Source organism: Haloplanus litoreus (assembly GCF_045690335.1).
In the GTDB taxonomy this organism is placed as follows: Archaea; Halobacteriota; Halobacteria; order Halobacteriales; family Haloferacaceae; genus Haloplanus; species Haloplanus litoreus.
This window is the reverse complement of record NZ_CP147874.1, coordinates 1121031-1145939: the sequence shown is the minus strand read 5'-3', so window position 1 is coordinate 1145939 and position 24909 is coordinate 1121031. Positions and strand designations below refer to the sequence as shown.

The 24909-nt window shown below is 68.7% G+C and carries 27 protein-coding genes; 18 read left to right on the top strand and 9 right to left on the bottom strand.

The features are described 5' to 3' along the window. Window positions 1–87 precede the first annotated feature (87 nt). Window positions 88–1401 carry a DUF92 domain-containing protein gene (locus V8686_RS06175; protein ID WP_379703082.1) on the top strand — a complete coding sequence of 438 codons (1314 nt, stop codon included), beginning with the start codon at window positions 88–90 and terminating at the stop codon, window positions 1399–1401. Then, window positions 1398–1811, top strand: coding sequence for a GNAT family N-acetyltransferase (locus V8686_RS06170; RefSeq protein WP_379703081.1), 414 nt, complete (start codon window positions 1398–1400; stop codon window positions 1809–1811). Before V8686_RS06175 ends, V8686_RS06170 begins: the two co-directional genes overlap by 4 nt. A 113-nt stretch (window positions 1812–1924) precedes the next feature. On the opposite strand, the gene dnaG is transcribed toward V8686_RS06170, so the two are convergent. Further along, complete coding sequence (gene dnaG, locus V8686_RS06165; RefSeq protein WP_379703080.1) at window positions 1925–3217, bottom strand: DNA primase DnaG; 1293 nt, start codon at window positions 3215–3217, stop codon at window positions 1925–1927. A 333-nt stretch (window positions 3218–3550) separates the two neighbouring features. On the opposite strand from dnaG, the gene V8686_RS06160 reads away from it, so the two are divergent. Continuing rightward, window positions 3551–4468, top strand: coding sequence for an HFX_2341 family transcriptional regulator (locus tag V8686_RS06160; RefSeq protein ID WP_379703079.1), 918 nt, complete (start codon window positions 3551–3553; stop codon window positions 4466–4468). Here the strand turns inward: V8686_RS06160 and V8686_RS06155 are convergent. Next, entirely contained in the window at window positions 4465–5523 is a 1059-nt protein-coding gene (locus tag V8686_RS06155; RefSeq protein ID WP_379703078.1) for a hypothetical protein, read from the bottom strand. The genes V8686_RS06160 and V8686_RS06155 overlap by 4 nt on opposite strands. A 202-nt stretch (window positions 5524–5725) precedes the next feature. Here V8686_RS06155 and V8686_RS06150 point away from each other — a divergent pair, with 202 nt between their 5' ends. Together V8686_RS06150 and V8686_RS06145 are read left to right on the top strand one after the other, a co-directional pair. After that, window positions 5726–5854, top strand: coding sequence for a hypothetical protein (locus tag V8686_RS06150; protein ID WP_379703077.1), 129 nt, complete (start codon window positions 5726–5728; stop codon window positions 5852–5854). Continuing rightward, the gene (locus tag V8686_RS06145) at window positions 5851–6042 is read left to right on the top strand and encodes a hypothetical protein (RefSeq protein ID WP_379703076.1); all 192 of its coding nucleotides are present in this window, start codon (window positions 5851–5853) and stop codon (window positions 6040–6042) included. Before V8686_RS06150 ends, V8686_RS06145 begins: the two co-directional genes overlap by 4 nt. On the opposite strand, the gene V8686_RS06140 is transcribed toward V8686_RS06145, so the two are convergent. Then, window positions 6034–6762 (bottom strand): DUF1405 domain-containing protein, encoded by a 729-nt coding sequence (locus V8686_RS06140; protein WP_379703075.1) that lies wholly within the window; start codon window positions 6760–6762, stop codon window positions 6034–6036. The two genes, V8686_RS06145 and V8686_RS06140, sit on opposite strands and share 9 nt — an antisense overlap. A 92-nt stretch (window positions 6763–6854) precedes the next feature. Between V8686_RS06140 and pdxS the strand changes: the two genes are divergently transcribed. After that, window positions 6855–7754 (top strand): pyridoxal 5'-phosphate synthase lyase subunit PdxS, encoded by a 900-nt coding sequence (gene pdxS / locus V8686_RS06135; protein ID WP_379703074.1) that lies wholly within the window; start codon window positions 6855–6857, stop codon window positions 7752–7754. A gap of 16 nt (window positions 7755–7770) precedes the next feature. Here the strand turns inward: pdxS and V8686_RS06130 are convergent, their stop codons facing one another. After that, the gene (locus V8686_RS06130) at window positions 7771–9228 is read right to left on the bottom strand and encodes a PAS domain-containing sensor histidine kinase (RefSeq protein WP_379703073.1); all 1458 of its coding nucleotides are present in this window, start codon (window positions 9226–9228) and stop codon (window positions 7771–7773) included. 200 nt (window positions 9229–9428) lie between these two features. After that, window positions 9429–10310: a homoserine kinase gene (locus V8686_RS06125; protein ID WP_379703072.1), complete on the bottom strand. Its 882-nt coding sequence runs from the start codon at window positions 10308–10310 to the stop codon at window positions 9429–9431. A 99-nt stretch (window positions 10311–10409) separates the two neighbouring features. On the opposite strand from V8686_RS06125, the gene V8686_RS06120 reads away from it, so the two are divergent. Beyond that, window positions 10410–11738, top strand: a complete 1329-nt coding sequence (locus V8686_RS06120; RefSeq protein WP_379703071.1) for an MFS transporter — start codon at window positions 10410–10412, stop codon at window positions 11736–11738. Between the two features lie 6 nt (window positions 11739–11744). Here the strand turns inward: V8686_RS06120 and carA are convergent, their stop codons facing one another. Next, window positions 11745–12812: a glutamine-hydrolyzing carbamoyl-phosphate synthase small subunit gene (carA, locus tag V8686_RS06115; RefSeq protein ID WP_379703070.1), complete on the bottom strand. Its 1068-nt coding sequence runs from the start codon at window positions 12810–12812 to the stop codon at window positions 11745–11747. A 97-nt stretch (window positions 12813–12909) separates the two neighbouring features. Here carA and V8686_RS06110 point away from each other — a divergent pair, with 97 nt between their 5' ends. The 7 genes from V8686_RS06110 to V8686_RS06080 all read left to right on the top strand — a co-directional run bounded on the left by V8686_RS06110 (window position 12910) and on the right by V8686_RS06080 (window position 17498). Further along, the gene (locus tag V8686_RS06110; protein WP_379703069.1) at window positions 12910–13323 is read left to right on the top strand and encodes an Lrp/AsnC family transcriptional regulator; all 414 of its coding nucleotides are present in this window, start codon (window positions 12910–12912) and stop codon (window positions 13321–13323) included. Between the two features lie 133 nt (window positions 13324–13456). After that, the gene (locus V8686_RS06105; RefSeq protein ID WP_379703068.1) at window positions 13457–13762 is read left to right on the top strand and encodes a DUF5789 family protein; all 306 of its coding nucleotides are present in this window, start codon (window positions 13457–13459) and stop codon (window positions 13760–13762) included. A gap of 87 nt (window positions 13763–13849) precedes the next feature. Beyond that, the gene (locus V8686_RS06100; RefSeq protein WP_379703067.1) at window positions 13850–14281 is read left to right on the top strand and encodes a DUF5778 family protein; all 432 of its coding nucleotides are present in this window, start codon (window positions 13850–13852) and stop codon (window positions 14279–14281) included. Between the two features lie 397 nt (window positions 14282–14678). Continuing rightward, window positions 14679–16016, top strand: a complete 1338-nt coding sequence (gene hemA / locus V8686_RS06095) for a glutamyl-tRNA reductase (protein WP_379703066.1) — start codon at window positions 14679–14681, stop codon at window positions 16014–16016. A gap of 104 nt (window positions 16017–16120) precedes the next feature. Continuing rightward, a complete protein-coding gene (locus V8686_RS06090; protein ID WP_379703065.1) occupies window positions 16121–16396 on the top strand; it encodes a 4a-hydroxytetrahydrobiopterin dehydratase in 276 nt (91 codons plus the stop codon). 7 nt (window positions 16397–16403) lie between these two features. Next, window positions 16404–16763, top strand: a complete 360-nt coding sequence (lwrS, locus tag V8686_RS06085; protein ID WP_379703064.1) for an LWR-salt protein — start codon at window positions 16404–16406, stop codon at window positions 16761–16763. An 81-nt stretch (window positions 16764–16844) separates the two neighbouring features. Further along, entirely contained in the window at window positions 16845–17498 is a 654-nt protein-coding gene (locus tag V8686_RS06080) for an HAD family hydrolase (RefSeq protein WP_379703063.1), read from the top strand. 7 nt (window positions 17499–17505) lie between these two features. Here V8686_RS06080 and V8686_RS06075 read toward each other — a convergent pair whose 3' ends face one another. From V8686_RS06075 to V8686_RS06065, 3 genes are all read right to left on the bottom strand, one after another. Then, window positions 17506–18240, bottom strand: coding sequence for a HalOD1 output domain-containing protein (locus tag V8686_RS06075; protein WP_379703062.1), 735 nt, complete (start codon window positions 18238–18240; stop codon window positions 17506–17508). Between the two features lie 79 nt (window positions 18241–18319). Then, complete coding sequence (locus V8686_RS06070) at window positions 18320–20203, bottom strand: molybdopterin biosynthesis protein (RefSeq protein ID WP_379703061.1); 1884 nt, start codon at window positions 20201–20203, stop codon at window positions 18320–18322. Between the two features lie 28 nt (window positions 20204–20231). Next, window positions 20232–21452, bottom strand: a complete 1221-nt coding sequence (locus V8686_RS06065) for a molybdopterin molybdotransferase MoeA (protein WP_379703060.1) — start codon at window positions 21450–21452, stop codon at window positions 20232–20234. Window positions 21453–21563: 111 nt separating this feature from the next. Here V8686_RS06065 and V8686_RS06060 point away from each other — a divergent pair, with 111 nt between their 5' ends. From V8686_RS06060 to V8686_RS06045, 4 genes are all read left to right on the top strand, one after another. Next, a complete protein-coding gene (locus tag V8686_RS06060) occupies window positions 21564–21920 on the top strand; it encodes an Hsp20/alpha crystallin family protein (RefSeq protein WP_379703059.1) in 357 nt (118 codons plus the stop codon). Window positions 21921–21926: 6 nt separating this feature from the next. Next, entirely contained in the window at window positions 21927–23600 is a 1674-nt protein-coding gene (locus tag V8686_RS06055; protein ID WP_379703058.1) for an ABC1 kinase family protein, read from the top strand. 75 nt (window positions 23601–23675) lie between these two features. Then, window positions 23676–24050, top strand: a complete 375-nt coding sequence (locus tag V8686_RS06050) for a translation initiation factor IF-5A (protein ID WP_379703057.1) — start codon at window positions 23676–23678, stop codon at window positions 24048–24050. Continuing rightward, the gene (locus V8686_RS06045; protein WP_379703056.1) at window positions 24051–24887 is read left to right on the top strand and encodes an arginase family protein; all 837 of its coding nucleotides are present in this window, start codon (window positions 24051–24053) and stop codon (window positions 24885–24887) included. Window positions 24888–24909: the final 22 nt, after the last annotated feature.

Sequence of the window (24909 nt, the reverse complement as noted above, 5' to 3'; positions counted from 1 at the left end):
CGGCGCAAAAGTCCACGGTTCGCGGACTCGTGGACGCGAACGGGGCGTGTCGGGAGGGTTAAGTGGCCGTCGGGGATACCGGTGGGTGTGACGTCCACCCTTCGGCGGGCAGGGGGATTCGCAGCCGTCGGGACGCTCGCGCTCGCCGCCCCCGAACTCGGGCGCGCGGCCGCCGCCCCCTTCGCCATCGTGGCGCTCCTCGCCGCGTTCGTCGTGGACGAGGGACCGGTGTTCGACCTCTTCGCCCGGCCACAGGACCGGCGGGACGGTCGGCTCAATGGACTGGCCGGCTTCGCGCTGGCCGCCACCGGTCTCGCCATCCTCTCGACGGCACCCCGGCAGTCGATGCCGACGGCCATCTTCGCCGCCGCCGTCCTCGTCGTCGCCTACGGCAACGTCGGCGCACGTGCCGTCGAGCAGGTGGACGACGACCCGGCCCGTGCCGTCGCCGGATTCGGCCTCGTCGCCTTCCTCGCAGCCCTCGGCGGCCAACTGATCGTCGGCTGGACCCGCGGCGCACAGCCGTCGCTCCCCGCCGTTATCTTCCTCGCCGCGGCCGGGGCGCTGGTCGCGGCGCTCCTGCGGTCGATGCTTTACGAGCGTGACGACCCCCTCGTGATGCTCTCGACCGGCCTGTTGCTGTGGCTGTTCGACGCCATCGGCGTCAGCGCCGGCCTCACGGAGGTGGGTGTCGCCCTCGCCGTGACCGTCGTCCTCGGCTATCTCTCCTACTGGACCGGCACCGCGTCGGTGCCCGGGATGGTGACCGGCGTACTGCTCGCCTTGCTCACTATCGTCTTCGGCGGCGTCGGCTGGTTCGCCGTCCTCATCGCCTTCTTCGGGATCGGCGGCCTCTCCGCGAAGTACCGCTTCGAGGAGAAACGGGAGCGGGGCGTCGCCGAGGACAACGAGGGCGCCCGGGGGAGCGGGAACGTCCTCGGCAACGCTGCCGTGGCGCTCGTGGCCGTCATCGGCTTCGCCGCCAGCGGCCGGATGCCCATGGACGCCGACCTCTTTCGCTTCGCCTTCACCGGGTCGCTCGCCGCCGCCATGAGCGATACGCTCTCCAGCGAAATCGGCGTCCTGTTCGACGACCCGCGACTCATCACGACCCTGCGGCGGGTCGAGCCGGGCACCGATGGCGGCATCACCTGGCAGGGGTACGTCGTCGGCGCCGCCGGCGCCGCCGTCGTCTCGGCGGTGGCCGTCGGCTTCTTCGGATTCGCCGCGCCGGGGCTGGCCGCCCTCGCCGTCGTCTGTGGCGGCGTCGCCGGCATGACCGTCGACAGCCTCCTCGGTGCGACGCTCGAGGGTGGCCGGGTCGGCAACCAGACCGTCAACTTCCTCGGAACCCTCGCCGGCGCCGTCGTCAGCGCCGCGTTCGCCGCCCTGTTGCTGTGATTCGCCGCGCGAGACCGACCGACGCCGCCGCACTCGCCCGTCTCCAGTCACACCTCCGCGAGCCGAGTCCGGGGCTGCTCGACGGCGCCCTGAGTGGCGACGAGTTCGCGCCGGCGACGGCCCTCGTCGCGACGGCCGACGGGGCGGACGACCCCGTGGGCTACCTGCTCGCCGTGCCCGGCGACGGGACGACCTACGTGGCGGAACTGGTCGTCGACCCGAACCACCGCAGGGAGGGGATGGCGACGGCGCTGTTGTCGGCGTGTGCGGCCGACGCGGACCGGCTCACGGTCACCGTCGCGCCCGACAACGAGGCGGCGCGGTCGCTGTACCGACGGTGTGGCTTCGAGAAAGTGCGACGCCTGCCCGACTTCTTCGCGGACGGCGCGGCGGTTCTGTATCGGCAGTAGTCGCCGAGAAACGGCGGTTCGGTCGCGCCGTTACTCGACGATCACCGAGAAACGACGGGTCGGTCGCGCCGTTACTCGACGATCACCGAGAAACGACGGGTTCGGTCGCGCCGTTACTCGACGGTCGCCAACTGGTCTATCGTCCGCACGCGAACGTCCACCGGCGTCTTGACCATCTCGGCTGCGGAGCGGGCGACGATCTGTTCGAGACCGCGCTGGGCCGCCACGTCGAGCAGTCGCTGGGTCAGTTCGCCGTCGAGAACCACCGCGTAAGGCGCCGTCTCGGCCGCCGACACGGCGTCGAAGGCTTCGTCAGCCGGCACCGTCTGGATGGCCTCGAACTCGTCGTCGAGGAGGCGCGCCGATCCCGTCTCGGCGTCGATCACCGCGCGGACGTGGCCGCGAAGCGTCGACGGCTCGTCGCGGGACGGGCCGGTCGCGTCGTCGGCCGTCTCGTCCGCGGCGGCGTCGGCGGTGGGGGTCGTCTCCGACTCGGCGACGGGGGAGGCCGCAGCGACGGAGACGGAAGCGGTCGGCTCCGAGTCGGACGACCGCTCGCTCTCGTCCACCGGTTCGGGCGGCGTCGATCGGTCCTCGCCGTCCTCGAAGAGGTCACCGTAGGGTGTCTTCCCGCGGAGCGCCGACATGACCTCGTGTCGAGCGAGGTCCTCGACGGACCGACCCTCGGGGGCGAAGACGACGTAGTCGACGTCGCCCACCTGTGCGAGCTCGCGAAGGATGAGTTCGCCGCCACGGTCGCCGTCGAGGAAGGCCGTGACGGTCCGTTCCTCGGTCAGGCCGGCCACCGCGTCGGGGACGTTGGTCCCCTCGACGGCGACGGCGTTCTTGATCCCGTACTGGAGGAGCGTGAGGACGTCCGACCGTCCCTCGACGATGATGACGGCGTCGGCGTCGGCGACACGGGGGCCGGCGGGGAGGCCGTGGTACTCCGTGATGTCGTCGATCCGAACGCTCTCGCGGACTTCCTCCAAGATTTTGGAGGAGTCCATGACGCTCTCGTCGAACGACCCCGCCAGCAGTTCCTTGGCGCGGTCGACGACCTTCCGGCGCTTGGCCTCGCGGACGTCTTCGATGTTCGTCACTTCGACCGAGGCCTGACACGGTCCGACGCGGTCGATGGTTTCGAGCGACGCCGCGAGGATGGCCGTCTCCACCTTGTCGAGGCTGCTGGCGATGGTGATCCGGCCGAAGGACTGGCCGTTTTCGCTGTCGATCTGTACGTCGATGCGGCCGACTTTGGAGGACTGCTGGAGGTCGCGGAGATCGAGTTCGTCGCCGAGCAGGCCCTCGGTCTGCCCGAAGACGGCGCCGACGACGTCGCTTCGCTCCACGACGCCGTCGGCCGCAATCGATGCGTGAATGAGGTATTTGGCTGTGTCGTCCATTGATGATCCCCTCGTGGGGGTGATGGTGATGATGGCGCCGACATGGGGCGACCCATGTACGCCTATATACTTTTCGGGCGTGCGGGAAATACCTGTCGTACTCCACACCGAGGGCACCCGCCGATCGATCCGGAGGGAGAGAATCGATCGGAGGCGACGCCGTGACACCGTCGATCGATTCCACGGCTCGAGTGGCCGTGTGTGCGGTGACGTCGTTGCTCGTTTTCGGTCAGATGCACCGGGGCGAAACGGTCGAATGACGGAGTGTGTGAGGGTGTGACGCCCGATGCGCGGCTCGAGGGGATATATAACCGTCCCGGCTAACTATCGGGTATGCAGACCCATATCGTCCCGGTCGGCTTCGACTACGACCGGCTGATCGCGCCCCTGATCCGCGACCAGTTCGACGTGGACCGGGTGATCCTGCTCGAGGGCGCCGTCGGGAGCGAGGCGAACGTCGAATACTCGCGGAACATCTCCGCCAAGTTGGAACAGGACTTCAGAAACCTACTCGGCGCCGAAACCCGTCGGATCGTCATCGAGGACGTCTACGACTACGACGCCGCCTTCGAGGACGCATACGACCTCATCAACGACCAACTGGACGAGGGCGCCCCGGACGGCGAGGTGTGGGTCAACGTGAGTTCGATGCCACGTCCGGTGAGTTTCGCCTTCGCAACCGCCGCCCACTCCATCACGCTCGAACGCCAGGCCGACCGGGACCGGATTCACACCTACTACACCGCCCCCGAGAAGTACCTGGAGACGGAACTCGCGGAGGAGTTGCGAGCGAACCGGGACCTGCTCCGGAGCCTCCTCGACGACGGCTCGGTCGACGACGACCGGATCCGCGGACGACTCGACGGGACGACAGAACTCCTCGACGAGTTCGACGAACGCGGCACCACAATCGGCGCCAAGCGCATCGGCGACAACCACATCGTCGAACTCCCGGTCGCCTCGTTCTCGAACGTCAAGCCCTTCGAGGAGGTGATCCTCTTCGAACTCGGCGACCACGGTGAGTTCGAGTCCGTCTCCGAACTCGCGGAGGCGCTCGCGGCCGAACTCGGCGAGGAGTACACCGACAGCTTCCGGTCGAAGGTCATCTACAACGTCGACCGACTCGGCCCCGGGGGGAAAGGCTACATCGAACAGGAGGAACACGGGAAGTCCTACCGAACGCGGCTCTCGCGCATCGGCGAACTCTGGGTGCGTGCCCACGCCGACAGCGAGGCGCCGACCGTCGACTAGAAATCGAGACCCCGCACGTCCGAGTCGGGGGAGAGCGGACTGCCGGGGAGGTCCACTGGCAGGTCGGGCAGGTTGTAGCCGCCGGGGGCCACGTCGTTCGGCGCGTCGGGATAGAACGTCGCCGCCAGCGTCTGGATCTGGTCCCGTCCCACGTCGAGTTCGAACTGACCACCGCCGTAGCAGGTCACGTCGTTGTCGGCGGCGTATTCGAGCGTGTCGAGTAGCGAGTCCACCGTCCCGAACCGCGAGGGTTTGATATTGAGCCACCGGGCCTCGTAGGGGCGGTCACGCACGCTCTCGACACCGGTTATCGGAGCGTCCCACGAGAGGCGGTTTCGTGCGGCTTCGACGACCGGACGCGTCCCGTCGGTGAGCGCCGGATCTTCGATCACCGCGTCCGGGAACCCCTCGATCACCCGTTCGTACAGGACGGGGTCGGCGTCCTGGTCCACCGTCGTCCCGACGTAGTGTCCCTTCAGGTCGAGGAGTCGCACCGCGCCCGTCTCCGCGAGGGCGTCGACGAGAGCGTCCGTCCAGTCGCTCGTCGGGTCGAGTTTCAACCCCAGATCGGGGTGTCGGTCGAGGATGGCCTCGACGCGGTCGGTCGTCGGCGGGTCGCCGAGGCGAGTGCTGACGACGAAGCGGACGGGCGAGCGCTCGCGGCCGAGCGCCGACGCGAGGTCGGTGTCGGCCTGCCGGAGCGCCAGATCCAGCCCCGCACTCTCCAGTGCCCAGCGGCGGTAGTGGCGTGCGGAGGGCTGTTCCGGCGCTCCGGTGGGAAAGAGGTCCAAGTCGCCGAGAGCCGCCGAGAACGCGTCGAACGTCCACTCGCCGGCGAGGGCGTCGTCGAAGTGTGCGTCCGGGACGTCGGCGAGGGCGTCGTGGTCCGCGGTGTCGTAGGTTACGTCCTCGCCACGTCCGGCCGTACCGTCCCCGTGGAGGGAGAACGTCGTGGTCGCTCGGACGAAGCCACTCGACGTATCGCGCGAGTGGCGCACCCGGTCGGTGGCGTCGACACGAAGTGGCAGGTCTGCGAGGCGGTCGTAGAGGCTCATACGGTCCATACGAGACGACGGTGGATAACGGTGCGCCGGGGGACGCCACGGCAACGACTCGTGTCGTCGAACCCGCCTTTCCGGTCGGTATCCACGGTCGGTGGGGGTGAAGAAACGACGGCGGACCATGCACTCCGCCCACCTGGCCCCTCCCGTTCCCGCCGGAGGCGGCGGCCGTCGTCGCCATCTATCCCGCCTTCGAATGCGACCGGGTCGTCGTCCGACGAACCTCGATCACTGCCAGTCGGCGTTCGTCCCCGTCGACCTCACTGCCGCCGAGGAGAGGGAAACGGCCCGGGATCGACTGGACGCGTTCCTCGGCGAGACGTGACGGGAGCCGACTGCGGCGGCGACGGTCCCCACGGCGCCCCGGTACAGCGAGTACGGCCCGCTGAAGCGTCGGTCGATGAAACGCATCGCGAAGCGAGGGGCGGCACCGACAGCAGTCGCGACGACGAGTACACCGACTGGGGAGCGGTGGAGGCGTTCGCCGCCGGCTTCGCCGACACGCTACCGTGATTCGAGTTTCTTCACTCGCGTCGCGAGCGTGAGGAAGGTGGCGGTGAGCGTCAGGACGACGGCGCCGGCGGCGGCGAGTTCGTGGTTCGGCGAGACGTGTGTGATGGCACCGTCGACGATGCGCTGACTGGGGAGCAGCGTGTGGTGGGGCGTCCCGACCAGTGGCAAGAAGTAGTCGACCAGGTCGTTCAGGCCGTACCACGCGACGGCGACGGCGACGGCGCCGACGGGGAAGTCGCTGTACCGGTGGATGACGAACGCCTCGACGACCATCATGAGGTGGCTCCCGAGGAGGAAGATGTACATCGGCACGGGTGTGGTCGCGAGGAAGCCGTCGGCGAAAGCCACCAGCACGAACGGCGTCCACAGACCGAGTTTCCAGCAGCCGAAGAAGGCCAGCGCGTTCACCACCTCGTTCGACCGACCGAGTTTCCAGAGGGCGAGCGAGAGCGCGATGAAGAACGTGGCGACGGGGCTGTCCGGGACGAGCGGCCAAGCCACGAGCGGTTCGGCGGCGAACTGGAAGCGGTAGTACCAGAAGCCGAAGGCGGTGCCGACGAGGTTGGTGACGACCACGGCCCACGCGAGCGAGAGGCCGAGATTCTCGACCGGGCGCGGGAGCGGTGCGAGCCACCGCGGGAGTGGATCGGCGTCCGGAAGTCCGACGCCGTCGAAGAGTGTCGCGACGTATCCCGCCGCCGACTCCGACCCGGAACTCATGTCCGTGAGATGGGAACGGGGTGATAAATCGGTGACGATGGCAACATCTACCGGATGCCCGCCGTTAAGTACATCCCACCGTAACGGAGGATATGACCGACCTCGAAGAACTGCGGCGCGGTACGGAGTTGGTGAAGCGCGGGTTCGCACGGATGCAGAAAGGGGGCGTCATCATGGACGTCGTCAACGCGAAGCAGGCCCGCATCGCGGAGGACTGCGGCGCCGTCGCGGTGATGAGTCTCGAAGCCGTCCCCGCCGACATCCGCAAGCGCGGCGGTGTCGCCCGGATGGCGGACCCGGCGGCACTCACCGAGATTCTGGAGGAGGTGTCGATTCCGGTGATGGGCAAGGCTCGCATCGGCCACACCAAGGAAGCGGAGATCCTGCAGGCGAAAGGAGCCGACATGATCGACGAGAGCGAGGTGCTCACCCCCGCCGACGACGACTACCACATCGACAAGCGGGAGTTCACCGCGCCGTTCGTCTGTGGCGCACGGAATCTGGGCGAGGCGCTCCGCCGGATCGACGAGGGCGCGGCGATGATCCGCACCAAGGGCGAGGCGGGCACCGGCGACGTGAACCAGGCGGTCACTCACCAGCGGGCCATCAAGGGGGCCATCCGCGAACTCGACGGCATGGCCTACGAGGAACGCGAGCGCTGGGCGCGAGAACACGGCGCACCCCGCGACCTGGTCCACGAGACGGCCGAGATGGGCCGCCTCCCAGTCGTCAACTTCGCGGCTGGCGGCATCGCGACGCCCGCCGACGCGGCGCTCATGATGCACCACGGCTGTGACGGCATCTTCGTCGGCTCCGGTATCTTCGGCGCCGAGAACCCCGAGGCGATGGGGACGGCCATCGTCGAGGCGGTGAACAACTGGGACGACCCCGACCGCCTGGCCGAAATCGCCACGAACGTCGGCAAGGGGATGAAAGGCCAGTCGAACGCCGACATGGCCGAAGAGGAGAAACTGCAGGGCCGCGGCGTCTGAACGCGGCGGGGTATCCTCAGACCGACTCGTCGTCCGCACTCGGCGTCCACCGGGAGGCCGGGAAGACGATGGAGACGACGGCGCCGCTCGGGTCGTTGTCCTCGATTTCTATCGACCCGCCGATGGGCGTCACGAGCCACTTCACGATCCACAGCCCCAGCCCACTCCCGTGTTTGAGGGGTCGTTCCTCGCCGTCGACGATTACCTCCCGTTCCATCTCCGGGATGCCCTCGCCGCGGTCGGCGACGCCGAGTTGGATCGTGCCGTCCGTGCGCTCGGTCACACTGAGGGTCACGGTCGGATCGTCGTCCGTCGAGTGTTCGAAGGCGTTATCGACGAGTTCGTCGACAGCGACTCGAAGCGCGTGTCGGTTGGCGAGGACGACGGGCGTCGGACCCTCGACTCGCACGGTCGCCTCGGGGTGTGCGTCGCGATACTGCGCGGCGACGGACGCCAGTAGCGGCCGGACCTCGACGGGCTTGACGTCCCGAATCTGCTCGTAGATACGGTCGAACGTACGCGCTCGCTCCGACGTGTCGAGGAGGCCCTCGGCAGCCGAGACGATACGGCTGGTGTCCTCGTCGATCTGTTCGAGCGCCGCCGCCTCGTCCACGTCGTCGGAACGGACCGATTCGAGTGCCTGTTCGATTCCCTCCGCGTGACCGATGACCACGTTCAGGCCGTTCCGCAGGTTGTGACGCAGCACCCGGTTGAACACCATCAACTGCTGGCGGCGCGCCTCCCGTTCGGTGATGTCCTGAATCGCGCCCCGGAGGACGGGCGTGCCGTCGCCGGCGACGGGTTGGCCCGTCGTCCGGACGATGCGAGTGGTGCCGTCGGGGGTGACGATGCGTGCCTCCACGTCGTAAGGTAGATCCCACTCGAGTGCCCGTTCGACGAACGTCCGAATCTTGTCGCGGTCGTCGGGGTGATAAAATGACAGCGCCTCGTCGAGGGTCGGGTCGTAGTCGGGACCGACCTCGTGAATCCGGCGGGTGCCCGCGGTCCAGCGGAGTTCCCGCGCCTCGAGGTCGAGTTCCCACCCGCCGACGTCGGCCGTCTCCTCGGTTCGAGCCGACAGATCCTGGCTGCGTTCGAGCGCCATCTCGTGTTGCTTGCGCTCGGTGATGTCCGTCTGGATCGCAACGAAGTGCGTGATGGTGCCGTCCTCGTCGTCCGCGAGGGGTGCGATGGTCTGGTTGGCGATGTAGCTGTCACCGTCGGCCCGCCGGTTCACGATTTCCTCCTGCCAGACCTCGCCGGTGACGATGGTCCGCCAGAGTCGCCCGAAGTAGTCGGCGTCGTGGTGGCCGGAGTTGAGGAGGTCCGGCGTCTCGCCGACCGCGTCGGCCGCGTCGTAGCCGGTCACCTCCTCGAAGGCCGGGTTCACGTAGACGATCTGCCCCTCGAAATCGGTGATGAAGATTGCGTGGCCCGCCGCCTCGACGGCGCGTTCGAACCACGCCGGGTCCATTCCGCGTCGCGGCGCGTCCGCCCGCCCGGCTGGACCGTGACCGGATTCGGCGGAAGATTTCCGTTGGCCGTCGCTCATGTCCTACCGGTACCTCTCCGCGGACGAGTATAGTTCGAGTGGGAACCGCCAGTCAGTGGGAATCATCCGCGTCGAGGGGTCGACGGCGGTGGCGGCGGGCGTTCGAGGGGTCTCGACCGACCTCAGTCTCGATACAGCGTCGCGCCGCGACCGATCTTCGTCTGGTAGGCTCGCGAATCGACACCGACTTCGCCGAAGCCGTCGACCATCGCGGCCGCAATCGACCGACGGTCTTCGGGGTAACACGCCGCGATGACGCCCGGCCCGGCGCCGCTGACGGTGACACCCGTCGCGCCGGCGTCGAGGGCGGCCTCGCGAACCTCGTCGTAGCCCGAAATGAGGTCGGCCCGAGCGGGTGTGACGAGGCGGTCGTGCATCCCCTTGCCGACGAGACGGGGGTCGTCCCGACACATCCCGGTCGTCAGCGTGGCGGCCCGACCGACGGTGTAGACGAGTTGCTCCATCGTCGCCCCCGCGGGCACCACGTCTCGGGCGTCCCGCGTCGAGATGGCGATTTCGGGGAGGCAGGCGACGAGGGGAATGTCGGCGTCGACGGTCGTCACGTCCCGACCCGTGGCGACGGTGAAGCCGCCGAGGAGCGCGGGCGCCACGTTGTCGAGGTGGACCTCACCGGAGACGGTCGCCTCGCCTTTCCCCGCGATGGGGACGAGTTCCTTCCGCGAGAGGCCGCGGTCGTACAGCTCGTTGAGCGCGACGGCGGCGGCGGCGGCGCTGGCACCCGAGGAGCCGAGGCCCGAGGAGGGGCGGATCCCCTTGTCGATGCGGATGTGCGCCGGGGCGTCCAGCGCCTCGGCGACCGCCCCCACGGTGTTGTCCGCGGGATCCTCGGGGATGAACTCGCTGCCGTATCCCGTCACGTCGATGGTCGTCCGGTCGGCCTTCTCGACGCGGACGACGTCCGCCGGTCGGTCGAGGGCCGCGCCAAACACGTCGAACCCGCTGCCGAGGTTCGCACTCGTCGCGGGAGCCCTGACCGTGACCATGCCACGGGGTTGCGCGAGTCAGGTCAAAAACCTGCCGAAGGTCGACACCCACCCCAAGTCGACGGGGACTTTTACCGCCCCCGCCCGTTCGCCACCCACATGGGTGTCCCCCGCGGCGCGACTGGCCACGCAGTGGTGGACCATCCCCGGCGGGCCGTCGGCACCGTGGTGTTCGTGGTCTTCCTCGACCTCGTCGGCTTCGGCATCGTCATTCCGATCCTCCCGTACTACGTCCGGAGCTTCGGCGTCGGCGACGTGTTCATCGGCCTGTTGGCAGCGACGTACTCGCTGACCCAGTTCCTCGCCACGCCCGTCCTCGGTCGGTACTCGGATCGCTGGGGGCGGCGCCCGGTCGTCGTCCTCTCGCTGGCGGGGAGCGCCGTCGCGTGGTCGGTCTTCGGCCTCGCGGATCTGACCGGCGACCTGGGTGGGGCCGCCGTCGGCGTCGCCACGCTCTTCCTGGCGCGGGCGCTCGCCGGGGCGATGGGCGGCAACATCGCCGCCGCGCAGGCCTACGTCGCCGACGTGACGCCACCGGAGCGACGCGCCGGCGCCCTCGGACTCGTCGGTGCCTCCTTCAGCCTCGGGTTCATCTTCGGGCCGGCCATCGGCGGGGCGCTCGCCAGCGAAACGGCGGTGCGGGCAGCGGCGGGACTGCCGATTCCGGCGACCCGCTTTTCGCTCCCGGCGTTCGGCGCGGCGGCGATGAGCCTGATCGCCCTCGCCGTCGCGCTGGTCGCGCTCGAAGAACCGGACCGCCACCGGACGACGGCCGAGCGGACGACGCTCGTCGGGTCGTTCGCGACGGCGCTCCGCGACCCGGCACTCCGGGGACTGGTCGTGGCCTTCTTCCTCGTCTCCGTGGCCTTCGCGGGTGTACAGGTCATGTTCATTCCCTTCGTCGCCGACGCGCCGGCCTACCGGTTCGACGCGTCCGCGGCGGCCCTCCTGCTCACCTACGTCGGCGTCCTCGGTGCGCTCAATCAGGGCATACTCGTCGGGCGCCTGGCCGACCGAGTCGGATCGGCACGACTCGCAGTCGGCGGTGCGAGCATCCTCCTCGTCGCCCTCGCCGCCCTCCCGTTCGCGCCGGAACTGGGGCGCGCCCTGCCCGCGCTCGGCGGTCCGGCGTGGCTCGGCCGCGAACTCGTCGCGTTGCTCGCCGTCCTCGGCTTGCTCTCGTTCGGCAACGGCCTCCTGAATCCGTCGCTCGCGACGCTCGTGTCGGCGAGTTCGGACGCCGAACGGCAGGGCACCGCCTTCGGCGTCACCCAAGGTGCGGGGAGCCTGGGACGGACCGTCGGGCCGCCAGTCGCCGCCGCGCTGTACGCCCTCGCGTACTGGTCGCCGTTCGTCGCCGGCGCGGCCGTCGTCCTACCGGTAATCGCGTTGCTGGTCGGGGTGGTACGGCGGGAGCGGCGGGGGTGAGGCCGGTCAGTCCGAGGTGGCGACGGGCGTATCCGTCGACACCAGGTCGAGGACGTCGTCGAAGAAATCGAGCGAGTCGTTGGGGCCGGGATGGGCCTCGGGGTGGTACTGGCGGGTGAGGACCCCGAGGGTCTCGTTTTCGAGGCCCTCCGCGGTGCCGTCGTTGACGTTCACCTGCGTCACGTTCAGCCGGTCGCCGGGGTCGCCGACGGTGTAGCCGTGGTTCTGTGTCGTCATGACGACACGGTCGGACTCCAGGTCGCGGACCGGCTGGTTGACGCCGCGGTGGCCGAAGGACATCTTCTCGGTGCTGCCGCCGAGGGCGTTGGCAACGACCTGCTGACCGAGACAGATGCCGGCGACGGGCAGGTCGCCGACGTACTCGTCGACCAGCGCCTCGGCGGCCTCGAAGTTCTCGGGGTCGCCGGGCCCGTTCGAGATGAAGAGGATATCCGGGTCGACGGCCGCCACGTCCGCGGGCGTCGCGTCGTAGGGGAGCACGTGAACCGTCGCGCCGCGTTCGAGCAAGGAGTCGGTGATGGAGCCTTTGGCACCGCAGTCGATCAGGGCCACCGTCGCGTCCGATCCGCCCTCGTAGACGACGGGGTCGTCGACGCTCACCTGCGCGCCGATGTCCGTGTGTTCGCTCATGCCCTTGCAGTCGGCGAGTTCCGCTTTCGCGTCCTCGGGCGTCGCACCGGGACCGACGGCGATCCCACACTTCATCGCCCCCTCCTCGCGGATGGACGTGACGAGTTCGCGCGTGTCGAGGTGGTCGATGGCCGGGATCCCCTCCACGTCCAGCCACTCGACGACGTCCTCGGTGAACTCGCGGGCGATGGCCGCGCGGGGGTGGACGCGGTCGGATTCGAATCGCTCCTCTCGGACGCCGTAGTTGCCGATGAGCGGGTACGAGAACGTGAGGACCTGCTCCTCGTAGGAGGGGTCGGTCAGACTCTCCTCGTAACCGGTGTACGCGGTCGTAAAGACCAGTTCGCCACGCGTCCGACCCGAAACACGACCACGTGCCTCGACGACGCGGCCGTCCTCCAGGGCAAGATAGGCGTCCGACATTACGAGAAACACAGGGATTCGCACCCAATAAGCCTTGCTTTCGAAGCTAAGTTACGAAATTCGTAATCGGTAAGTCACCCCCGACCGAAGGCGCCGTATGGACGAACTGGACCGCCGGATTCTGGGGATTCTCCGCCGGGATTCACGGACCCCCTACACCGAGATCGCGGACCGCGTCGGCACCTCCGAGGGGACGGTCCGCAACCGCGTCGAGCGACTCATCGACGAGGGAATCATCGAGCGATTCACCGTGGCGACGCGCACGGGAAACGTAAAGGCGATGATCGAGGTGTCGGTGGCCGTCGACGTGGACACCACGGGTGTCTCCGACCGGATGGCCGAGTGGGACGAAGTGGACTTCGTCTGGCAGGTGTCCGGCGAGGAGGACATCGTCATGGTCGTCGACGCCGCCGACACGCGCGCGGTCAACGAACTCATCACGCAAGCACGGGATCTGGACGAGGTGCAGAACACGAAGACGCGGCTGATTCTCGACGAACGGTTGGGGTGACCGGGAGCGTCGGCACTGTCCGACCCCGCCGAGGGAGCGCCCGAGACGAACGGCGTACTGCGACCCGCGGCCCGTCGCCTCCCCGGAGCGTGGACCGACAGGGTTAGGACGGTTCAAAATACAACCATTAATCATGATGTTGAACGAACTACGTGAACGGCTCGAAGACGAGTTTACGTATCCGGTCGATCGGGCGTCGGTTCTCGCGCGAATCGGAGCGAGCGAGATCGAGGCACCGGACTCACAGGAAACGGAAACGGTGTCGACGATCATCGACTCCGTCGGACAGGGGACGTACAACTCGGCCGACGAGTTGTTCACGACTATCCTCGGCAACGTGAGCGACGAGTACATCGGACGCAAGTTCTACGACGACCGGGGAGGGAATCCCGCGGAGACGGCGTCGGGACCTCGAGACGAGTCGGACGTCTCCTTCTGAAACGGGGAGGACGGCCCGGCCGTTCGAAGGCGGGACCGTCGGCGCCGAACCGTCACGGGTAAATCGGTCCGCCGACCACCACACGGTATGAGCGACTCGGACGTACTCGACGCCGACCTCTACCGGCGGACGAAGGCGCTACTCGAACCCGGCGACATCGACCTCGCGGGCGCAATCGTCCACACGGAGCTCTCGGGCCAGGAGGACCTGGAGATGCACGAACTCACCGTGGCCCTCAACGAGGTCATCGCCGCCCACGCGGACAAGGGCGAGACGTACATCTACGCCGGCAACGACGACACCGACTTCTCCTCGAACCAGTTCCAGGGACTGACCGTCGAGGACGACGCGTTCGTCTGGGAGTGCCAGCAACTCCTCCGGAACGGCACGTTCGACATCGTGTTCTACTACGAGGCGGACGTGGACCAGGGGGCGCTGGTGGCGGACATCCGCGACCGGGGCTACGAGGTGACGAGCGTCGTCCTCGACGAGGACGGCGACGTGGACGCCGGCGCCTGATCGGACGAGTCGACCGTCGACACCGACGACGCCCTCGGCGAGCGAACCGATCGGGGCCGAGCGGTCGTAGTCGGGGGGTGATTCGGATCGGTCGGCGTCACGCCGGGAAAGCGGACGTCGAGTGCGCCGAGACCGGGGCGTACGACCCGGCCGAGCCGGTTTTTTCATCGGTCGGGAGACGACGGGACGTTTAAGATCCCGTATCGCAGAGGTTGCCTCATGCAACGGATCCAGGGGGTCGTCCAGTCGCCGGATTCGACGGCGTCGAGTCGAACCCCGAATCGGGAGCCGTCGTCGGCGTGGGAGCGGCGACGCCATTGGAAGAGTTTAGGTAGGATGGGTGCAAACGGTGATGCGAATCGGAGCGTATGACTCACGTGTCCCGAGGTGAGCACCTGTGACGACGGGCGTAATCAGTGGGGTGACGGTATCACACCAGCGTGCGACCGTCGACGAAATCGAATCGGCCACTGCGGACGACGTGCCGACCGCCGTCCGCGACCTGTTGGCGAGCGACGGCGTCGACGAGGCGTTCGCGCTACAGACCTGTAACCGCGCGGAGGCTTACGTCGTGACGGAGGACGCCGCGGCCGGGCGGGCGGCGCTCACGGACTTCGCGCCCGACGTTCGGGACGGCGCGGTCCGGGGACTCGATCACGAGGAGAGCCTCCGGCACCTGATGCGCGTCGCCGCGGGACTGGAGTCACTCGTCCTCGGCGAAGACCAGATCATCGGCCAACTCCGCACCGCCTTCGAGGCGGCACGCGGCGTCGGCGGCATCGGCCCGGTCCTCGACCCGGCGGTCACGAAAGCCCTGCACGTCGGCGAACGGGCGCGAACCGAGACGACGATCAACGAGGGTGTCGTCTCCCTCGGGAGCGCGGCCGTCGAACTCGCCGGCCGCGAACGTGCCCTCGACGGAACGACCGCCCTGGTCGTCGGCGCCGGCGAGATGGGCCGACTGGCGGCACAGGCGTTCGACGACACCCCCGTCTCGGAACTCGTAGTCGCCAACCGGACGGTCCCCCACGCCGCCAATCTGGCCGCCGAGGTGGAGACGTCGGCGACGGCCGTCGGCCTCGACCGGACCAGCGAGGCGGCCGAACGGGCCGACGTGCTCGTCACGGCCACCGACAGCCCGACGCACGTCCTCGACCGATCGGCGCTCGCCGACGCCGGAGAGACGCTCGTCATCGACCTCGCTCAGCCGCGGGACGTGGACCCGGCGGTCGCCGACCTCGACGCGGTAGACGCCTACGACATCGACTCGCTGGAGGCCATCACCGACGAGACCCGGGCACGGCGCCGGGAGGCCGCCGCGACGGTCGAGCGCATGATCGACGAGGAGTTCGAGCGACTGATCGACTCGTTCAAACGCCGGCAGGCCGACGAGGCCATCAGCGCGATGTACGAGAGCGCCGAGATGGTCAAAGAGCGGGAACTCCACACCGCGCTGTCGAGGCTGGAGTCCCAGGGCGAGTTGACCGACGAACAGCGGGAGACGGTCGCCTCCCTGGCCGACGCCCTCGTCGGCCAGTTGCTCGCCGCCCCGACCAAGAGCCTGCGCGACGCCGCCGCGGAGGACGACTGGACGACCATCCAGACCGCACTCGGCCTGTTCGACCCCGAGTTCTGCGGCGACCGACCGTCACCCTCGAACGCCGAGCGCCCCCGCGAAGGGGTCGACGGCGACGGCATTCCTGAGCGCGTCCTCGACCGCCTGAGCGAGGAGTAGCCCCCGTTTCGTCGTGGCCGTGCGGTGCCCGTTCGCGGACCGACCTCGACACGACCGGGAGCCACACCCAAATCGTTATTTGTCGTCCGTCCGACAATTGAACCATGCCGAACCGCCTCGATGACGACGAAATCGATCGACGTCTCCCGGACGACTGGGAGCGTGAGGGCGACGAAATCGTCCGCGTCTACACCTTCGACGACTACCTCGATGGCGTCACCTTCGCCACGCAGGTGGCCGAAGTAGCCGACGAGGAGTTCCACCACCCGGAGATCAGGATCCGGTACGACGAGGTGGAAGTGCGACTGACCAGCCACGAGGCGGGCGGCATCACCGACGCCGACGTCCGCCTCGCGGGCCTGTTCGACGCCGAGCGATAGGTGGGCCATGCACGCCGCCTACGTCTTCCGAGTGACGTTCACGCTCGACACGAGGACGGTCACGGCCGACCCCGACACCTTCGAGACGGTCGTCACCAGACCCGCCGCCGATCCGGGAACCGAGGGGTGGCTGTTCTTCCGCGACACCTGCTGGCACGGCGAGGTCAGCGACGAGGCGTACCTCCGTGACCGTGCCGAGGAGTGGCTCTCGGTCCCCGTGAGTGGCGTGACGTTCAGCGAACTACGGACCGACGAGGCGTATCTGGACGCCCTTCGGGACGCCATCGCCGACGATCCGGCGTTCGACGAGTCGCCGCGTGAGGCGTTACACAACCACCTCGGAAGTTCGATCCGCGTGACCGACTGAGACGGCGTGTCGTAATGACGTACAACGGACGGGATGGCGCGGCGGAACACACTTGTTCGGGCCACGCGTAGGGACGACAGAATGGTCGCACACGCCTACGACTTCTGGCTGTTCGACCTCGACGGAACGCTCGTGGACGTCGACCCCTCGTACGCCGAGGGCGTGTTCGAGCGGGTGGGTGATCGGCTGGGCCGAACATTCTCCGACCGCGAGGTCGAAGTCCTCTGGCACGGGCTCTCCGGGGAGCGAACCCCCCAACTCCGCGAGTGGGGGATCGATCCCGACGCGTTCTGGGCGGCCCTCCACGAGGCCGAGGACCCCGAGGCCCGCGCCGACGCCACGTTCCTCCACGACGACGCCGCGTTCGTCGCCGACTTGGATCGGCCGGTCGGTCTGGTCACGCACTGTCAGCAGTATCTGGTCGATCCGGTGCTCGACCGCCTCGACATCCGCGACTGGTTCGATACGGTCGTCTCCTGTACACACGAGGTAGGGTGGAAGCCCGATCCAGCGCCCGTCTACCTCGCGATGGCGGATCTCGGCGTCGAGGACGGGGCGGCCGGCGTCCTCGCCGGCGACGGCCCGAACGACATCGGGGCAGCGTGGAACGCCGGTCTGGACGGCGTCCACGTCGAGCGTCACGGCCCGCGCCGTCGGGGACGCTGTGTCCTCGGTGACTACCGGGTGCAGTCGCTCGACGAACTCCGAGCGGCGCCGCGGGTAGCCGGCGACTGATCGGGAACTACGCCGTCGCCGAACGCAGCAGGATCCGTCCCTCGCTGGTCACTGCCAGGTCGTACCCCGCGAAGGCAAAGCGCACCTCGATCCCGTCGCGTGACTCCCCGTCGGGCCTGCGAAGAAGCGTCTCCAGCACCTCGGCGTCGATACTCTCGTACAGCGGCGTGGCCGTCGACACGTCCCGGTCGGCGTACTCGTCGACGGCGGTCACGACGGTCGTCGCGAGGTCCGGGCCGTCGGCGGTCGGATCGTAGTGACCGATGGTGACCCAGGACGCCGACCGGTCGTCGGACGTGGGTCGCCCGGACGTCGTGGATGCGTTTTCGGGGACGTCGTCCGAGGGTGCGGACGCCGAGTCGTCGGCGTCGGTCCGATCGGCGACGAGCGTGGAGACGCGGTCGAACAGTCTGGCGAACTGGTCGGTCGCTCCCTTCTCGACGTACGCCTCGGCCGCCCGTCTGGTCTGCGGGTCGACCGCCTCGCGGTCGGTGGCGGTAAAGAGGATCACCGATAGCGCGGGGACGGTGTCGGCCGCCCGGACGACGAACGGGTCGCCGTCGGCGGTGCACATCGAGTCGCTGATCAGACAGTCCACGTCACGATCGGTCAACAGCGCCAGTCCGGCGGCCGGATCGGCGGCCGTCAACCACGTCACCCTCTCGTCGGTAGCCCAGTCGCTCGACAGTTCGAGCACTGTCGGATCGTCGTCGACGTGGAGGACGGTCGGGCGGGCGGGCATGAACTACCCTAGCCGTTCGATTCACATATAGCCTCGGCCACATGAGCGGGGTGTTCGCCGTCACGTCCCGGGGTTGTCGTCAGCTGTCGAACCCGCTGAGGCCCACGAGGGCGTCGTCGAGGTGGGTGTCGAGGGCGGATCGAAGCGCCTCGACACCCGGTTTGTTCGTGCGATCGGGGTTCGCGAGGACGCGCACCGATTCGGTGCCGAGGGGGACGAACCCACAGTCGAGCGTGTCGGCCGTCGCCCGGAGACCGAGTCCGACGTCTGCGGCACCGCCGATCACCTTCCGCGCAGGGCTCTCGAAGCCCTTGACCGTGAGGTCGTACCCGTCGATGGCGTCGATGAGGTCGCGGCGGTCGACACCGCGGGCGTCGGCCAGTCGGTCGAGTTCGGTGTCGAGGCTGGCGCGGAGCCCGGAGTCGGCCGCCCGGTCGACGAAGCGCAGGTCGCGGTCGACCAGGTCGGCGAGGCCGTCGACGCCGTCGGGGTTCCCGGCGGGAACGACGAGGCCCCACTCACGGGTCCAGCCCCCCAGAGCCACCGCGTCGACGTCGCGGTCGGACGGCCCGGAGACCACCGCCACGTCGGGGACGCCGTCGCGCAGGCGGCGGCGCCCCTGTCGGCTCCCCACGTCGAGGTAGCGGGGGCGCTCCAGTCGGTCGAGCAGCCGCGAGAGGGCGGGGTCGTCCTCACCGACGCCGAGTAGCGTCGGCGCGCGCACGTCCGGCGAGAACAGCTGCACGGTCACCCGCTCCCCCTCGGCGAGGTAGTCGGTGTCGGCGTCCACCTCGACGACGCCGTCGGCCTCGACGAGACTCGTCGTCGCGCCGCTGCCCTTGTCGACGGGGTAGACGAGCGTCCCCTCGTCGGTCTCCACGAGGCCGGCGGGCATCAGTCGGGTTCGCCCCTCGGCGTAGCGTTCGCGGACGGCCATCCGCCCCTCGACGGTCGCCGTCCGGGGAACGGGGAGCCCGGCGGCCGACCGGATGGCCGGCGCGACGAAGGTGCGGAAGATGGTGAGGGCGGAGACGGGGTAGCCCGGGAGGCCGACGTACGCCGACTCCTCCAGTCGGCCGACGAGCATGGGTTTGCCCGGTTTGACCGACACGCCGTGCAGGAGGAGTTCCCCCTCGCTCTCGATGACGCGGTAGATCACGTCGACGGCGCTCGCGGAGGTCGATCCGGAGGAGAGGACGAGGTCACACTCGTCGGCGGCCTCGACCAGCAGACGCTCCATCTCGTCGTAGTCGTCGCCGGCGTGCGGGTAGAGGACGGCCTCGCCGCCCGCTTCCTCGACGCCCGCGGCGATGGTGTAGGAGTTCACGTCGTAGATCTGCCCGGCCTCACTGTGGAGGTCCTCCCCCGGCCGGACGAGTTCGTCCCCGGTCGAGACGATGCCCACGGTTGGTTTGCCGCGGACGGGCACCTCGTCGACGCCGAGCGCCGACAGCAGGCCGATTTCGCGGGGGGTGAGCAGAGTGCCGGGACCGAGTGCCCGAGAGCCGGCGGCCACGTCGGCGCCGGCGACCATCACGCGGTCGCCCGGTGCGACCGAGGTGCGGATGGCGATGCCCGCGTCGACTTCGTCGGTGCGCTCGACCATCACGACGGCGTCGGCGCCGGGTGGCATCACCGCGCCGGTCGAAATCTCGGCGCAGGTGCCCTCGCGCACCTCCACGTCGGGTTCGGCGCCGGCGTGGACGGTACCGATGTGGTCGAGGACGACCGGGTCCGCCTCGTCGGCGCCGAAGGTGTCGCGGGCGCGGACGGCGTAGCCGTCGACGCTGGCGCGGTCGAACCCCGGCACGTCGAGTCGGGCGTCGATCCGCTCCGCGAGAACGCGATGCCGCGCGTCGTCGAGCGGGACCGTCTCCGTCTCGGGCGTCAGATCGAGGCTACGGATCGCCTCCCGGGCGCGCTCCGGCGAGTCGAGGTCGCGGAACTGTCTGCGGTCACTCATCGACGAGCACCCCCGGCGGGCGTCGCGCTCACGCGGACCACTCCCAGTCCTCGACCGCGACGGTCTCACCGGCGTCGTACCCCTCCCTGCCCTCGGGGACGACGACCCAGCCGTCGGCGAGGGCGACGCTGGAGAGGACGCCGGACCCGCTGGCGCGGGTGGGTTCGGCGACCCGGCCGTCCTCGCCCTCGCGGAGGCGCACCCGGGCGAACGTCCGGGTGCCGGGCTCGCTGGAGATCTTCCGCGACAGGTCGGCCTCGACGGTCGGCTGATCGGGGACGGGCATGTTGCCGACGCGCTTGCAGATTGGCCGCAGGAACTGGACGGCGTTGACGATGCAGGCGACGGGGTAGCCCGGGAGCATGACCACCGGGGTGTCCTCCACGATACCCAGGGCGACCGGGTGGCCTGGCTTCAGGGCGACGCCGTGGACCAGTACCTCGCCGATGTCGTCGACCACCTCGGGCGTGTAGTCGCGTTCGCCGACCGACGACCCGCCGGTGGTGACGACGACGTCCTTCGCGAGGTCACGCTGGATCGCCGCTCGGATGGCGTTGGGGTCGTCGTCGACGACGTTCCGGTAGGTCGGGACCGCTCCCCAGCGGTCGGCCAGCCGGGAGACGGTGAGCCCGTTGGTTTCGATTACTTCGCCCGGTTTCGGGTCGCGCTGGACGAGTTCCTCGCCGGTCGGGATCACGCCGACCGTCGGGTGATCGTACACCTCGACCTGTTCGACGCCGACGGATTTCAGGAGACCGAGGTCGGAGGGGCGGATGCGGTGACCGGACCGGTAGAGCTCCTCACCCTCGGCGACGTCCTCGCCGACGTCGCCGACGTTCTCCCCTTCGGCGACGGCGTCGAAGACTTCCACCTCGTCGCCGACGACGTCGGTCCGTTCGATCATCACGACGGCGTCGGCGCCGTCGGGCAGGTCGCTGCCGGTGTGGACGCGGACGGCCTCGCCCGGGGCGACCGCACCGTCGTCCTCGCGGAGGACGGTCGGCGACCGGCTGGTCGCACCGAAGGTATCCTCGGCGCGGACGGCGTAGCCGTCCATAGCTGCGCGGTCGTAGCCGGGGACGGGGGTGGGAGCGGTTACCGTCTCGGCGAGGGTACGCCCGTCGGCCCGGCCGAGCGCCACCCGCTCGGTTCTGTCGTGGCCCGAGACCGCGTCGAGGACGGTCTCCAGGGCTTCGGCGACGCGGGTCCGGTCCTTGAAGCCCGCGCGTTCGAGATCGTCGTGACTCATATCCGTCCTTACGTTCGGGGATACAAAAACCCGTAGCCGGCCGACGGCACCGACTGTGTCGCCGTCACACACACCGCGGCCTTTTTCGACCCCCGCACCTTATCCCGTCCCATGTCAGCACTGCGGGACGCGCTTCGGGACCTTCCCGAGGCAGTGTTCGCGGATCTGCTCGAGAGCGAGGACGCCTACCTCCTGGTCGTCGATCTACCCGGAGCGACCGCGGAGACGATCGACGTCCGCGTCGAGAAGGGTCGCCTGCTCATCGAGGCACGGCGGGAGAAGGCGTTGCCCGAGTCGTTCGACTACGTCCGCGAGGACCGACCGCTCTTTCTGGACGCGGAACTTCCCCTCCCGCCGGACGCCACGGGCGCGGGCGCCGAGGGCTCGATGGATCGGGGCGTCCTCGAACTCCACCTTCCCAAGTACGAGGCCGCACCGGAGCAATCCATCCCCATCGAGGACGCGTAAGCCCGGGTGGTCACGCTGGTCAACCTCCGTGCATACTGGCGCTTCGTACGCGTCATCCACCAGTTTCTGCCACTGATCGTCGCGTACGCCCGCGACCGCCGGAAGTATCTGGTCTTCGGCGGGAAGCGGAGCGTCAGCCCCGAAACACAGCGGAAGCGCGCCGACGTCCTCCTCGACTCGCTGCTCACCCTCGGACCGACGTTCATCAAACTCGGCCAACTGCTGTCGACCCGGCCGGACGTTCTCCCACCCGCGTACATCGAGGTCCTGACCAAGCTACAGGACGACGTACCGCCGGCCCCGTGGGCCGAGACGCGGCCGGTACTGGAAGAAGACGTCGGCCCCGTCGACGAGGTGTTCGACGACTTCGAGCGCGAAGCCATCAGCGGCGCCAGCCTCGGGCAGGTGTACCGGGCCACCTACGAGGGCGAGAAGGTCGCGATCAAAGTGAGACGGCCGGGGATCGAGGACCTCGTGGAGGCGGACCTCCGGGCGATCAAGTGGCTCCTGCCGATCCTCCTCCGCTTCACCGACGAGGCTCGGAGCTTCTCGGTGTCGAACCTCGCCGACGAGTTCTCCAACACCATCAGAGAGGAGATGGACTACTCCCGTGAGCGTCGGATGTTGAAGGAGATTCGCGAGAACTTCCTCGACAACGACCGCATCCGTATCCCCGACCCCGTCGGCGAACTCTCGGGCGAACGGGTCCTCGTGATGGAGTACATCAGCGGCGTCAAGATCAGTGACGTGGACCGCCTCGACGAACGTGGCATCGACCGGAGCGACCTCGCCGAAAGCCTCCAGCGGATCTACCTCCAGATGATCATCGAGGACGGCGTCTTCCACGCCGACCCCCACCCTGGAAACCTGTCGGTCGCCGAGGACGGGTCGATCATCTTCTACGACTTCGGCATGAGCGGGACCGTCGACGCGTTCTTCCAGCAGAAAATCGTCGATTTCTACATCGCCGTCGCCAACCAGGACATCGACGGCATCCTCGACGCGATGGTCGAGATGGGGACGCTCAGCCCGACCGCGGACCGCGAAGTGATGGGGCAGGTGATGGAACTCGCCATCGCCGACGTGCGTGGCGAGGACCTCGAACAGTACCGCGTCCAGCAGGTCATCCAACAGGTCGAAGACACCATCTACGAGTTCCCACTTCGCCTGCCGCGGAACTTCGCGTTGATCCTGCGTGTCGCGACGGTGGTCGAGGGGGTGTGTGTCACCCTCGACCCCGACTTCGACTTCATCAGCGTCGCGACCGACTTCCTCACCGAACGGGGCTACCGCGAGGAGGGTGTCCGTCAAGCCGTGGAGTCGGCGGGCGATCAGTTGGAGCGGACGGCCCGTTCGCTGGTGACCGTCCCGCCGAAACTCGACGACGTTCTCGACCGGGTCAAACGCGACGACCTCACGGTACAGGTGCAACTCGACGACGAACACGACGTGCTGGACCGGTTGGCGAAGCGAATCGCCTACAGCATTCTGGCGGCGGTGGGAGTCCTCTCGACGGCCATCCTCTACTCGTTCAACCAGACGCCGGAGGCGGCCATCGTCGCGGGCGTCATCACCATCCCGGTCGGCGCCCTGCTCTATCGGTCGCTGCGGCGGAAACGCGGCGTCACGGCTCGCCCCCAGTTCACGAGACAGGAGATGCGGCGACGCCGCGACGACTAGGGCGTCGCCGAACGGGTGGAACGCCCCGCAGGGCTTTCCAAACCGTTTATACACCGGCTTCCGTTATCGGTCCGTATGGCGAGAGAGCAAAAGCAGGTGCGGGAACTGCAGGAGGGGAGCTACGTGATGATGGACAGCTCCCCGTGCAAGATCAACGCGTACAGCACGGCCAAACCCGGCAAACACGGCAGTGCGAAGGCGCGTATCGAGGGCAAGGGCGTCTTCGACGACAAGAAGCGCTCGCTCAGCCAACCGGTCGACGCGAAGGTGTGGGTCCCCATCGTCGAGCGGAAGGGTGGCCAGGTCGTCTCCGTCTCCGGCGACGACGCCCAGATCATGGACCTCGACACCTACGAGACGTTCACGATGCGCATCCCCGAGGGCGAGGATCTGTCGCCGGACGACGAGATCGAGTACCTGGAGTACGAGGGGCAGCGGAAGATCGTATAGATGTTCCCCGGTGCGACCGCCGACCGCGCGGACGCGGCCTACGTCGTCGTCGGCGCACCGCTCGACGTCTCCACGACCTTCCAGCCCGGCACCCGATTCGGCCCGGACCGGGTGCGGCGCTTCGCCGAATCGTTCGAGGACTACGACCACCACACCGACCGACACTTCTCGGAACTCGACGTCCACGACGAGGGTAACCTGCACGCCTGGACCGACGCCGCCGAGTACGTCGAGTTCCTCGCGGGCACCCTCGGCGACGTGGTCGACGTGGGCGCGGTACCGATCCTCCTCGGCGGCGAACACACCGTCACCGTCGCCGGCGTCCGCGCCGTCTCCCCCGATCTGTTCGTCTGTCTCGACGCCCACCTCGACCTCCGAACCGCGTTCGACGGGGACGACTGGAGTCACGCCACCGTGACGCACCACGCACTCGAGACGGCCGATCACGCCGTGATCGTCGGTGCCCGGGCCGGGAGCGAGGCCGAGTGGGCGCGGACTCGCGAGGACGACGTGACCGTGGTGTCGCCCGAGGCGGTGGCGGACCGGGGCGTCGACGTCGTCCGCGACGCGATGCGCGCAGCGTGTGATCCCGCGGCGGCGACGACGTACCTCAGCGTGGACGTCGACGCCGCCGACCCCGCCGTCGCGCCGGGGACGGGGACGATGGAACCCGGTGGCCTGTCGGCCCGCGAGATGCGCGATATCGTCCGGACGGTCGCCCCCGTCGCGGACGGCGTCGACGTCGTCGAGGTGAACGACCGCGACGACGGCCAGGCGGCGACCCTCGCCGGGGCGCTGGTTCGTGACTTCGTCTTCGCGCACGCCGCCGGCCCGTAGGCTACAAACCCCCGCCGGCCGA